Raw genomic sequence first — 12,566 nt, 5'->3', positions numbered from 1 at the left:
CTAAGTTTGTATGCTTGGTTTATAATTGGTGATTTGTTAACTCCTCATTTATAGAGCCCGGTATATCTGCAGAATTCTGATAGCCGTCGGAATTCTGCTTTGTTCGAACTAGGGCAGACAGCGAATTATTGACTCATAATTACCTTTCTCCCTTCTTGTCTGAAATGATAACCTGTATTAGCTTCCAACGCTTGTAGTAATTCTGACAACAAAACTCCACGCGATAACGTACCCCACAGTGGTACATCTGGAATATTCTTGTCATATTCAAAAGAGACATCATACCAACGCTCTATCTGCCGTAACACCACAGTAAGTTTCTCTCGGTTGACAATAAACTTACCGTCCTTCCAGCCCGTGTAATAGGAAACATTTACGTTCTTTATGTCAATACGACCGCTACTCATTACCGCTTGTTGACCAGGATGCAATTCTCTGACATCGCCCCTATTCGCAGCTCGAGAGACGTGTACCTTACCCTCGATCAAGGTGGTCGAGACTAGTGCTTCATTTTCGTAAGCATTGATATTAAATTCAGTCCCTAGCACTTTAACAAACTGCCCACGACTTTTCACGACAAATGGCATGGACTTGTCAGCGGTCACATCAAAGTATCCCTCTCCGGTCAATTCTACTTCTCTCAAATCTCCAATAAACTGGGTAGGATATCGCAAGGAGGAGGCTGCATTCAACCAGACCTTGGTACCATCGGGGAGAGTGACCTTGTACTGGCCGCCTTTGGGCACTTCGACGGCATTGATCCCGGGAGTATGCACATCTTGTGATTCTTGTATTGCGTAGGCTATGGACCCATCCTTATCTTGCCTGATGGTGACTCCGGCTTCGGTGTATCGAGCGGTACGACTATCGTCGAGCTGAATACGTTTGCCATTGGAAAGAGTCAAGACGGCCTTATTGCCGCCGGGCTGTATGTCCGGGTGCAGCCGTGTAATAGAAGTATCCTGAATCTGGGTGGAGCTACGCTGTATTTGGAAATAGAATGTAATACCGATAGTGACAAGGGCCACAGCCGCAGCAGTAGCAACATAAAGTTTACGATAAGACCTCTTCTTGGGGGCTGGCTGTAACTTGGCACGTAAGCGATGCTTAACATCATCCATTAAAAGTTCCACTTCTTGGTTATAGTCGGTAGCGTGAGGGTCAGAAAAGGTATTTTGAATAAGTTGCTTAAGCAATTGCTCATCATGAGGATCGTCGAGACATTCAAATAATTCTTGAAGTTCATAAGACGAAATCTGGTTAGCTAAAAACTTATAATAAAGATCGTGGATATACTGGTATGTTTTCACAATTTACTTTTATAGCCAATACGCTCGAATGTGAAATATCAATAGCTGCTCAAAGTGAAAAAAATAAAAATAATTATAAACAACTGTAAAACAGGAATTTATTTTTTTAAAATAATTACCCCGCACTGATAATGAATACCTAACCGACACCACTAAGATACTTACTTAGCAAAGAGTGTGATGGGCACTTAAATACCGGACAAAAGCGCAGCGACAAGTACGATAGAAAGTGCTGGACGAGTCGTAAAATATTCTTTAAGGAAAGTATTCGCTTTGGTAATATGGTCGTTGACAGCGGCCTGTGAAATGCCAAGCAGTTCGCTTACCTCTTGATAACTCTTCTCTTCAAGCTTGCAGAGCCGGAATACCTGTTGACGTTGCGGAGGTAGCTGGTAGATGGCCTGTTGGAGGATATGACGATATTCCTGGGAAAAAAGGTGGGATTCAATGTGGTCATAAGCTTCATGCATATGAGCCATGAAGTAGTTACGCATTTCTTTGTCACGGGCTGCTCGACGAAACATATCGGTAACCAGATTTTCGGCGATACGAAATAGATAGCCCTTGATAGGTCGCTCAACATCTATGCTAGCACGATGATTCCACAGTTTAGTGAAAAGTTCCTGCAACATCTCCGAAGCTAGATCTGGTGATTTGAGCAGTTTCAACAAATTACCCATGAGTGGACCTTTGTACCGATCGTATACACGCTCAAAGGCTTCATAACTTCCAGCACGTAACTGTAAAAGCAAGTTTCTCTCATCATTTTGTTCGGGTGCATCCATGCATTTAGTCAATTGGGTACGGCTAAAATGAGAATAATAAAGCGCCTTTGCAACAATCAATGATATATTATTAATCTCTTGTGAGCAAAAATTATACAGTTAAGTAGGAGCAGAAATTAGTATTTGAGCTCGCCTCTCCAACTGATATTGTGGAAAAAATCATCGCTTTTGTCATCCTTGTATTTTGACTTGGCTCTTGAGCTCGTTTGAGGTTTTGATTATTAACAACTAAACACAATACTGCTGACCCGACGCCCCTTAAATAATAAATTAGCGGAATGGAGTCATCGTAAAAGGTCCATTTTTTCAGAGGGGAAATACATGTCCATCTTTCTTCAACACTTAACGAAATTGTTCTAGGGCAATAACGAGTGACGTAGTAACTCGCAATTGGTGAACAGCGAAGGAGGAGCCTTCCTAAAGTGCAATTAACCTACAGACTCCGGACCAGGCCCGGAGTGACGTGGTGTTATGTAAGGTCTAGCCCCTAATCTCTAACTCCTGAATAAAACGAGTAACGAATTGGCACCAAAGGAGGAACCACCCTAAAGTGCAATTAACCTACAGACTCCGGACCAGGCCCGGAGTGACGTGCTGTTATGTAGAGTCTAGGCCGCTAATCTCTAACTCCTGAATAATAACGAGTAACGAATTGGCACCAAAGGAGGAACCACCCTAAAGTGCAATTAACCTACAGACTCCGGACCTAGCCCGGAGTGACGTGCTGTTATGTGGAGTCTAGGCCCCTAATCTCTAACTCCTGAATAAAACGAGTAACGAATTGGCACCAAAGGAGGAACCACCCTAAAGTGCAATTAACCAACAGACTCCGGACCAAGCCCGGAGTGACGTGCTTCTATGTGGAGTCTAGGCCCCTAATCTCTAACTCCTGAATAATAACGAGTAACGTAGTGGGCAGCAAAGGGGGAACCTTCCTAAAGTGCAATTAACCAACAGACTCCGGACCAGGCCCGGAGTGACGTGCTGTTATGTGGAGTGGAATTAGTTAACGGTGAGAAATGGCTAGTGGCAGAAATGGCTTAGACATAATGACTAGTCTCCAATCCCTGATTTCTAGCTCCTATGACCTAACTCCTGAAAATAATGAGTCACAAGCGGGTAGCGAAGGAGAAACCTCCCTAAAGTGCAATTAACCAACAGACTCCGGACCAAGCCCGGAGTGACGTGCTGCTATGCGATATCTGGATACAACAATCACCGAACCGGTTGAAAAAAATGATATCTAATAAAAACCGCTATATTTATCAGCAAGTAGCACATTGGTCGGTATTGCTTCCGCGCAACTTGACCTTAAAACGAACATAACTAAATAGGCCTTGTAGAGATGATACCTAGAGGACAACTATACATCAGCAATAGCGAGTTGTTGACTGGAATTTTTTATTGCTTTACGGATGGCTTACAAGCTCAAAAAACAGACTTTGAATATCAAAATGGCAAGACACTGACCTGCCTTTCGGTGCGCACGGCTTTCGATTTGGTTTTAACCTCACTGAATTTTCCAGCAGGATCTGAAATTTTGGTGACAGATATCAACATTCCAGATATGTTCAAAATCATGACTGCTCATCATCTGGTACCCATTCCACTACCTGTAAATAAAAATACGCTAAGCATTTCGGCTGAGCAGTTGGAATCTGCTATAACCTCAACAACAAAAGCGATATTGATCACCCACCTTTTTGGCGCGATTATGGACACTGATGAAGTAAATGCGATAGCCCAAAAACACAATATATTTGTATTTGAAGATTGTGCCCAGGCGTATGCCGGCAATCTATATGAAGGCAGTCCGGCAACGGATGTTAGCATGTTTAGCTTTGGGCTCATAAAAACCAACACCGCTGTCCGTGGAGCAATAGTAAAAATAAAAGACCCTATATTGTACGCTGATGTGTTATCTAAAAATGGACAATATCCCGAACAACGAACCAGGGAATTTCTACATAAATTACTTAAAGTCATATCGATCAAAGTGCTCACCACCAAAATTATCTATACGGTATTCTATAAGCTTATAAATGCTAGTGGAAAGGATTTTGATAACGTACTGGCTAGCCTGACCAAGGGATTCCCCAATGATCAGCTTCTTAGACAAATCCGCTATCGTCCTAGTCTTGCAAATAAAAAGCTGTTACAACATAAGATGCTCCGCTTTAAGCAAGATGATATTGATGCTAGAATACAGTTGGCGAATGACATTCTACAAAATATTCCAGATCATTATAAAATCGGCACGCTAAACAAAAGGCATACCCACTGGGTCTTGCCCATTGAAACCCAAGACCCCAATGGTCTAATCCATTATCTGCTAATCAACGGCTTTGATGCTTCCCAAAAGGCTTCCAGCCTCATCAAACAACCAGGATGGGACTACATTCCTGCCCAAGATGACCTGACTCTTGAAAATCTTGTGTATCTACCGGTATACCCTGCCATGTCGACAAAAGACAGAAATAGGCTAACACAATTATTAAATTCCTTTAAAGCGTAAGATAATCAATTTGAAAGTGACCGGTAAAGAGTGACAAGTGACGAATGGTCGGGGACATAATGACGAGTCCGTAGTCCTTAACCCCTGAATATAATGACCCGTCTAAACAAATTTACTCTACTTTAACATATTATACCTATATTTGCCTTATAATCAGGCTCTGCCTAAGCAATTTTTGAGCTTGTAAAGTTGACTCTCCTTTCTCATCCCTTGCATATCCAGCTGCTAATTTTTGTTACCAAATAACGGGTGCAGTATCTTTTCGACACTTGAATCACTTCAAGGGCTTTAAATTACCAACATCATTTTCTTGCGAACAAACAGATTGATTTAAGTTGTTATGAGACACTCATAGCATAAGTGGCAATGCCTCAAATAGAAATAAATAATTAATAACAAATACAATAATACAATGCAAGAAGGAACAGTAAAATTCTTTAACGAAACCAAAGGATTTGGTTTTATTACTCCGTCAAACGGTGGAGAAGATGTATTCGTACATTCAACAGGTTTAGTAAATGATATACGCGAAAACGATAGCGTAACATATGATTTAGAAAACGGCAGAAAAGGCGTTAATGCAACTAATGTACGCGTAGCATACTAAAACAATAAACGCCTCTTAATCGTTTGTGATAAAATAGTGTAACTGAAAGCCGTTACACTATTTTTTTTTGCCCTTCTTATGGGGCCAATTGAAGATTTGTGAATAGGTCCGCATGTATCCCCTCATCTTAGTAGCTATAAATATGGACAGACAGAGATTCGTATTCTCTTCCAAAGACTACACTATAACGAAGCTGCTTGGCGCCGATTATCTTCTTTTAAGATAAGTAATGCACTAACCGCAAGCCAATTGGAAAGCATATGGCTTCTGCTTTTTAATGCGATTGCTTTACCTCCAAAAAAGGACCAATTGGAAAGTCTGCATTTTATTTGTTAACATCGTAAACTAAACCATGTGGGCATGGACTGTATATCTACGAAAAGTGATAAAGTAAGCCCTATTTGGTAAATTTGTAATTAAAGGATTCAAATATGTTCAGACATAGAGGAAAAGGTCGAACCTATTCCCACAATCTCAAATTAGCTTCCATTTTGTCAGGCGTAGCGGGTATTGTCAATATTACAAGTGTATTGGAACTGCATACTTTGACAACGAATGTAACGGGTCATTTCGCCTTTTTCGCTGAAGAACTCGTTTTGAAAGATTATAAAATGGCTTTTGCGTATCTATTCTATATTTTGTTTTTTTTGCTTGGGGCATTTATTTCCAGCCTCATCATGGAATGGGTATCCAAGTATACATCACAGGCACCTTACATGATCCCCATCGCTATCGAAATCATTATATTGTCTGCCGTTGCCTTCTCAGGATTCTTACTGACGAAAGATTTTCAATATGCTATTCTTTTATCTTCGGCCCTGCTTTTTGCAATGGGCCTACAAAATGCTTTGGTAACCCGTGTATCGCAATCGGTTGTAAGAACAACTCATCTCACAGGATTGTTTACAGACCTCGGAATCGACATTTCTCGTATATTCTTTTTTAGAGACCGCTCTGATAGGATAAAACTTAACAAAAGCATCTATCTCAAACTAGCTATTATCTTTTGTTTTTTCGCAGGGGGTATAGTGGGAGGATTTGCCTTTCCTTATCTGGAATTAAAGACACTTTTGTTTCCAGTGGGATTACTACTATTTACACTGTGGTATGATAGATTGCTATTCAGATATTATACATGGAGACGAAAACTCAGAAGCGGCTTACACTAAAACAACGCTCCTTCATTGCATAACCTCATTTTAACATAAAACAAAAGCACACCAAATAGATGATTTTCAAAGCATTGAGACTGAACATAGATGTAAGAGATAGCATATTTAACGAACTCTATCCGCTCCACATCCAGAAATTAGCACAACGCCATTGGACACCAGTGGCAGTAGCCAAGATGGCCGCTCAATATTTGGCTGAAGAACCCTATAAAAAAGTACTTGACATCGGGGCTGGAGCGGGTAAATTTTGTCTTGTGGGGGCCTCATGCACGGATGGGATTTTTTATGGAGTGGAACAACGGGAAGCTCTTACGAAACTGTCGACCGACATAGCAGAAAGACACCGCATCGAAAATGTAGAATTCATCCATGCAAATATCGATCAAATCGACTTTTCGGACTACGATGCATTCTATTTTTACAATTCATTCTACGAGAATATAGATACTTCATGCCCGATTGACGAGTTGATACCAGCCCACAAAGACTTATTCTACTCTTATACAGACTATGTAAAGAGCCAACTCGAACAGACACCTGTGGGCACACGGGTAGTAACCTACTGGAGCGGCGAGGATGAAATTCCAGGTAGCTTTCACCTAGACGCAACGGCCTACCATGGGCTACTTAACTTTTGGAGAAAAAGTTAAAGAAAATACTGTTTGTCAATCTAACTCCATGCATAATATACCTCACAATCCTCAAAGAACGCTTGGAAATGCTTCTATCAGCCTCAACACCACTAGCATAAATTAGTGAAAATCAAATTGGCACATGACAAATATTAGCTATTTAAAGATGCTTATGGCATTTTAGAATTTGACAATAGTTACTTTGTACTAAGTATATCCCAAATTAGCCAAGAGGTGAATAAATATTGGATAACAAAGTAGCGAAGGCAATTTTTTCTTTTTGGTCAACCCCCAGTTGGCCTTTCATAGTTAACAACTCTGTGCTTCCTCCCGGTAGCATCAGAGTTCTTAATAATAGTAATAATATAATACGAGGCCTTGCAATAGCAAAAATTTGCTATGTTATTCCATGATTTTACCAAGATTTACCTACAAAAAAAGCCGTGCATCACATCCTTAGAATATTTACCTTTGTTTACAACCTTTTCAACATAGAGTCTAGTTTAAAAACTACATGAATCAAAAATGTGTCCTTATTTTAGATGACCACCAACTGTTTGGTGAGTCCTTCGCCGTATTATTGGAAAAATATACCGAGGTCGAGACGGTATATACATTTCAGGGTATATCGGAGTTGATTCGTTTTTTAAGTCAACATACCAGACAAAAGTTTTTTATCTTTTTGGATTACTACCTCAAAGACACCAATGGTCTGGCTGTATTAGGTGATGTTCGGCGCCTCAACAAATTATCTAAGATTATTTTTTTGACCAGTGTCAGCAATTGGCAAGTAGTGTACAATATCGAAAGCCATTTTCCAGACGCCATCGTCAGCAAAACCAGCGGCCTAGATGTTCTTTTGGAATGCATGCAAATCATCGACAAGGGTGAACGCTATCTATGCCCCTTTTTTCAAGCGCTAAAAAGTGCAAATCAAGATATTCGCCTTGTTAGTTTCACGGCACGTGAGCTCGAAATACTCCGGTTTTTCGTGTCGGGCCATACGATAGCTGAGACCGCAGAAAAGACATTCTTGAGTCGGCATACCATTGTGGCTCATCGTCGAAATATGATGGCGAAAGCCAAGTGCACTTCGATTAACCAATTATTGAACTATGTTAACCAATGCAAGTTGGTCTGATTTTTTTATGATATGAACATCATGTCGCTATGCGGAATTGGCGGCTGTACCTGATAAGGTAAATCAACCCCCATACCTTTTAAACCTTTCTTTGATTATATTTATGATTTCGATTTCGTTAAAAAGAACCCTATTACTTGTATTGATATCATCTTCTTTTATACTCGGCTTCCGACAGGCCTTTGCTCAAGCCCCATCTGCAAGTCAAATCAAAATAGAATATGAGAAACTGGCTAAAGCTTATCAGGAGAAGCAGCTTTCAAAAGAGTCCTACTTAAGACAGGTAGATTCGCTTGCTAGTGCTTTTCTAGAACAAGGTGTATACTTTGAGACAAGAGATCTTTCTGACTACCTCGCCCTATACGAATCGATCGCGTGGGACGATGAGCATTTTAAATCCAACCGTATCAGCTACTACCAGAAATTCATGAACAACGCTCGAATGTTCGGTAAAGATGGGGCTTCTATCTACTACGCTGAGAAGATGAGCGAACAAGCTCGAGCCAATGGTGATGCACACCCGCTCATCGAAATGTTGCAAAAATTCGATATTTACATGGGCCAGGGGTTATTTGATAAGATTGTCCAAGCTTACGAAAAGGAAGAAAAATACATCCGACAGCTGCCTTCCTTACTTAAGAACAACAAAGTTAAGAACAGTAGCGGCATGGATGCTATATATATACTACACCCAACCGTCACTGCATATCTTAAGAAGGATGATAAGCGTAAAGCAGAGGAGGCAGCACAGCTCGCAAACCAAATCGGCGAAGAGTTGAAAAGGAAAGACAGTGTATCGAGGCAAATGTTGCTCAATACCGACTTATTTCTGATCAGCATACCGATCGCTAAGGCGGTACATGAAAAGGACAATAATAAAATAGGAGTGTTATTGAAAAAACTAGAGGGATTAAAGACGACATATAAAGATATAAATACCGTGTATGTGGACGGCAGCCTTTTTAAGTGGCGGCTACACTATTTCTTACAAACTCGCAATGCGGATAGCCTAAGCTTTTACATCAAAGAGATGGAAAAATATCCTACGTCCAGCAATAAGCAAAAAGCTCATATCGCTGCATATAAAGGGGATGTACAAGCGATAAGGGGCAATTATAAAGAATCTTATAATCTACTCCACGAGGCCATAACGCTTTATCAACAATCGGAGGCTGACGTGACCGTCGAAATGGATACGCTACTCTACGCCCATACAGAGGCCGAGCACAATCAAATTGCACTGGAGAGGGCGGAGAAGGCGAAACAGCAACGGACCATTTGGCTGATCGGTATTTCTGGCTTAGCGGTAGCGGCCATACTTAGCATATACTTGCTCATGCAAAAAAGGCACAAAAAAGCCCAGCAAATCATCTCCGCGCTCAATGACACCGCAAATATACAAATTGCACTTATGGAAGAGGCTCGTGACCAAGCGAAACGGGATGAACAACACCGGCTGTCTCGCGAGCTACATGATGGCCTTTCGGGTACCCTAGCCAGCCTAAAGAATAGATTGGAAATACAAGCCAATTCATTAAAGGGAGATTTTCAGGAGAATCTACAACAACTAAAGCAGATGACCGAACAAGTGTATGCGGAAGTGCGAGGGCGTAGTCATACGCTGTACGATAAGGCCAACATTGTTGACGAGAGCCGCTTCAGGCAGCATGTGATGGACCTTGCAAAAGCAGCATTCCCAAATGCAGTCTACGTTTATAACGTTATCATTGACGAGGGTGCGCTAGATGGGACATCATTCGAATTTCGGAGTTACCTAATCCGCATCGTACAGGAAAGCTTTGCAAACATATTGAAACATGCCAAAGCTACAGCGGTATCGGTACTCATGTACCACGAACAGACAGATTTAATCCTTGAAGTCCAAGATAATGGTGAAGGAATGAAGAAAGCACAAAAAAGAGGATTAGGGCTCCAGAATATGTTTACTAGAATTAAAGAAATGGATGGTAAGCTGGAGATAAAATCATCTGAAGAGGGGACATTGATCACCTGCATATTTCCCGTAGAAAGGCAAAGTAATGTTTAAATAAACATCTGCACAACAAAAGATACTACCTAAATTGAAAATAAGCATTTTATAATTTAAGTGGTATCCCTTATCCTTCTTTCAGCCAATTGCTCTGGTTAGGGTTGTCATCCTCATCCATAATAACTTTGGGGTTATAAAACTCTCCATAATATTTTTCTATCAAACCAACAGCTCTTCTCCTTTCATCAATACTCAAGACCTCATCAGTATTGTACCATTTTTTGATAGACTTACCATAGATAATGCCATGGGCCTCATCAATAGTACAAATCAGACCTTTTTTATTTTCTATGAAAAGAAGATTGTCTCCCCTTCCTAAAATACGAATCACATACTGATTACCTATTTCATCCTTCGCAAGATTTAAATTTTCTATCTTCAATAAGATACTAAAATAACAATCCATTGGCTTTCCATTTAAAAGTTGGACATCGGGCCCCACTTCATTTACATATATTGATTTCGCGAGTGATGTATCTTGTTTTTCCAATATTTCCATAGGTATCCAAAAGTTTCAATTCAGGATATTTCGATTTAGTGCAAATGATATTCTTTTTATCAAAAAATCCACACCCAACGGATCAAATAGCAAAAATTTGCTACCAACTACATATGGAATACCATATAAATGGCAACAAGAGTAGATTGTAGTGTAGACGCCGGGCCAAGCCCGTGGTGACGAAGTAAATCAGTGACTTAACACCTACTCCTACTATCTAATCCGTAGATAAGTGGATAAAAAAATACCCCCAAGAAGCAAAATCCTTCTTGGGGGTAGGTGGTTACCTAGCTGACGCTAGGAATACCTTATTTCAATATCCACATGAGCTTGTTGATGTCATCCACGCCGTCATATTGTCGGGCGACGGCAGCATCTACATTCTCCGTGTTGTAATTAAATTCGCTAGATGGGTATTTCCAACGGACTGGAATCCTATCGGGAGCCTCAGAGTTGAGGCTACTTGCCGAATTGATCTTCCACTTAGGATAGCCCGTACGACGGTAGTCATAGTAAGTATAAAATTCCGACTGTAGAAAGCTCGCCAAATACTTCTGGGTAATGATGGCTTCGATACGTGCTTCGGGAGCCACAGGAAATGCCGCACCCAACCCCGTGACGTAGGTCGAAATATAGGTCGCATCCAAAGGCATGTCGTGATGAAACTGGGCTGCATTGGGTGTATTATCGTAAATGAATTTCATGGACGCCTCAACTCCTTTTTTATACCAATCTACGGCTGGATCGGCTATCCAACCCCTAGTAGCAGCTTCGGCGACAATAAAGCAGAGCTGCGAATAGGACAGTTGCTGCGTAGGCTCGCCAGTGGCTATCTCGGTGTAGCGATCATTGAGCTTGGAGTAGTCTCGGGTACTTTTTATGGCTGTGATATTGTCATAAACCAACGATGGATCGATACCTACATAAGCACCAAACTCCTGTTGTGACATCCCCCCTTCTAGCTTGACAGGAGAAGGTGCTGCATAATAGAACAATCGCCGATCTTGCAAGGTCTTCAACCTGTCGATGATCTCCGTAGACATGATGGGATAGATCGTAAAGTTATTACCGACCTTATAAAAAGGATATATCTGCCCACTTTTATCCGAACGAATCAGCTGGTAATTGTCGGCATTGGAAGTAAAAATGGGCTTATTGGCGAGGATTTGTTGAAACTTGCTTTTGATCTGCAGGTCGCTGTCGCTTTCTTTTTTGCTCAATTGGATCAGCACATGGAGCGCAAAGCTGTTGACCAACTTGCGCCATTTTACAGGATCACCACCATACATAGGATCACCGGCAAACTTCTCTCCTTCTGCAAACAGTTGGTCTGCTCGCTCCAATTCGGCCAAAACACCGATAAATACATCTTTTTGGGTATCGTACTTAGGAAAGTAATTTTTATCCGTCTCACCCTTTAAGGCATCTTGGTAGGGGATATCGCCCAAATCCATAGTGGATTCGAAGAATTTGACCGCCCGGGCAAAGTACATCAACCCATCGTACGATTTCGCTAACTTCTCGGTGCCTGCGAATTGCGCCATAAAGTGAGCGTCGTTGATAGAAGTAAAGCTTAACCCTGTCGATCCAAAGCCATTATACTGGTAAGACTCGACAAACTCCGTCCATACGATATTCTTATTGAGCATATAAGGCTGTAAGAAACCTTTCTGCGTGGGTTGATTGGCGATATTAATAATGATACGCGTGGCAATCATGGCCGAGGTCACCTTTTTAGTAGCCTCAGGATTGGTATTGATTTCGTCAAATTTGGAACAGGATGAACCTGCTATCACGAGTCCAAATAAGATATATTTTAGTTTTTTCATCTGTGTATTGCTTTTGTCAATTGTTG

10 protein-coding genes are annotated in these 12,566 nt (G+C 41.1%); 6 read left to right on the top strand and 4 right to left on the bottom strand.

Going from position 1 to position 12,566, the window contains the following annotated elements:
• Window positions 1-125 precede the first annotated feature (125 nt).
• Both OQ289_RS01405 and OQ289_RS01400 read right to left on the bottom strand, forming a co-directional pair.
• Window positions 126-1,310, bottom strand: a complete 1,185-nt coding sequence (locus tag OQ289_RS01405; RefSeq protein WP_270089087.1) for a FecR family protein — start codon at window positions 1,308-1,310, stop codon at window positions 126-128.
• Window positions 1,311-1,498: 188 nt separating this feature from the next.
• On the bottom strand, window positions 1,499-2,095 hold the full coding sequence (locus tag OQ289_RS01400; RefSeq protein WP_270089086.1) for an RNA polymerase sigma factor: 597 nt from the start codon (window positions 2,093-2,095) through the stop codon (window positions 1,499-1,501).
• A 1,345-nt stretch (window positions 2,096-3,440) separates the two neighbouring features.
• Here OQ289_RS01400 and OQ289_RS01395 point away from each other — a divergent pair.
• The 6 genes from OQ289_RS01395 (at window position 3,441) to OQ289_RS01370 (ending at window position 10,209) form a co-directional block, all read left to right on the top strand.
• Window positions 3,441-4,610: a DegT/DnrJ/EryC1/StrS family aminotransferase gene (locus OQ289_RS01395; protein WP_270089085.1), complete on the top strand. Its 1,170-nt coding sequence runs from the start codon at window positions 3,441-3,443 to the stop codon at window positions 4,608-4,610.
• 412 nt (window positions 4,611-5,022) lie between these two features.
• Window positions 5,023-5,217 carry a cold-shock protein gene (locus tag OQ289_RS01390; protein ID WP_270089084.1) on the top strand — a complete coding sequence of 65 codons (195 nt, stop codon included), beginning with the start codon at window positions 5,023-5,025 and terminating at the stop codon, window positions 5,215-5,217.
• Window positions 5,218-5,648: 431 nt separating this feature from the next.
• Complete coding sequence (locus tag OQ289_RS01385; protein ID WP_270089083.1) at window positions 5,649-6,386, top strand: YoaK family protein; 738 nt, start codon at window positions 5,649-5,651, stop codon at window positions 6,384-6,386.
• A gap of 59 nt (window positions 6,387-6,445) precedes the next feature.
• Window positions 6,446-7,039 (top strand): methyltransferase domain-containing protein, encoded by a 594-nt coding sequence (locus tag OQ289_RS01380; RefSeq protein ID WP_270089082.1) that lies wholly within the window; start codon window positions 6,446-6,448, stop codon window positions 7,037-7,039.
• Window positions 7,040-7,535: 496 nt separating this feature from the next.
• Complete coding sequence (locus tag OQ289_RS01375) at window positions 7,536-8,162, top strand: response regulator transcription factor (protein ID WP_270089081.1); 627 nt, start codon at window positions 7,536-7,538, stop codon at window positions 8,160-8,162.
• A 103-nt stretch (window positions 8,163-8,265) separates the two neighbouring features.
• The gene (locus OQ289_RS01370) at window positions 8,266-10,209 is read left to right on the top strand and encodes a sensor histidine kinase (protein ID WP_270089080.1); all 1,944 of its coding nucleotides are present in this window, start codon (window positions 8,266-8,268) and stop codon (window positions 10,207-10,209) included.
• Between the two features lie 70 nt (window positions 10,210-10,279).
• Here OQ289_RS01370 and OQ289_RS01365 read toward each other — a convergent pair whose 3' ends face one another.
• Both OQ289_RS01365 and OQ289_RS01360 read right to left on the bottom strand, forming a co-directional pair.
• The gene (locus OQ289_RS01365; RefSeq protein ID WP_270089079.1) at window positions 10,280-10,711 is read right to left on the bottom strand and encodes a carbapenam-3-carboxylate synthase domain-containing protein; all 432 of its coding nucleotides are present in this window, start codon (window positions 10,709-10,711) and stop codon (window positions 10,280-10,282) included.
• A gap of 308 nt (window positions 10,712-11,019) precedes the next feature.
• The gene (locus OQ289_RS01360; protein WP_270089078.1) at window positions 11,020-12,540 is read right to left on the bottom strand and encodes a SusD/RagB family nutrient-binding outer membrane lipoprotein; all 1,521 of its coding nucleotides are present in this window, start codon (window positions 12,538-12,540) and stop codon (window positions 11,020-11,022) included.
• Between the last annotated feature and the right edge of the window lie 26 nt (window positions 12,541-12,566).

Source organism: Sphingobacterium sp. SYP-B4668, assembly GCF_027627455.1.
Taxonomy (GTDB): Bacteria; Bacteroidota; Bacteroidia; order Sphingobacteriales; family Sphingobacteriaceae; genus Sphingobacterium.
Note: the sequence above shows the minus strand (reverse complement) of the source record. Positions and strands in the feature narration are given on the sequence as shown.

Coding starts and splice junctions, on each gene's coding strand:
- OQ289_RS01400 (WP_270089086.1), bottom strand. CDS start 2,095: ATGGATGCACCCGAACAAAATGATGAGAGAAACTTGCTTTTACAGTTA.
- OQ289_RS01395 (WP_270089085.1), top strand. CDS start 3,441: ATGATACCTAGAGGACAACTATACATCAGCAATAGCGAGTTGTTGACT.
- OQ289_RS01390 (WP_270089084.1), top strand. CDS start 5,023: ATGCAAGAAGGAACAGTAAAATTCTTTAACGAAACCAAAGGATTTGGT.
- OQ289_RS01385 (WP_270089083.1), top strand. CDS start 5,649: ATGTTCAGACATAGAGGAAAAGGTCGAACCTATTCCCACAATCTCAAA.
- OQ289_RS01380 (WP_270089082.1), top strand. CDS start 6,446: ATGATTTTCAAAGCATTGAGACTGAACATAGATGTAAGAGATAGCATA.
- OQ289_RS01375 (WP_270089081.1), top strand. CDS start 7,536: ATGAATCAAAAATGTGTCCTTATTTTAGATGACCACCAACTGTTTGGT.
- OQ289_RS01370 (WP_270089080.1), top strand. CDS start 8,266: ATGATTTCGATTTCGTTAAAAAGAACCCTATTACTTGTATTGATATCA.
- OQ289_RS01365 (WP_270089079.1), bottom strand. CDS start 10,711: ATGGAAATATTGGAAAAACAAGATACATCACTCGCGAAATCAATATAT.
- OQ289_RS01360 (WP_270089078.1), bottom strand. CDS start 12,540: ATGAAAAAACTAAAATATATCTTATTTGGACTCGTGATAGCAGGTTCA.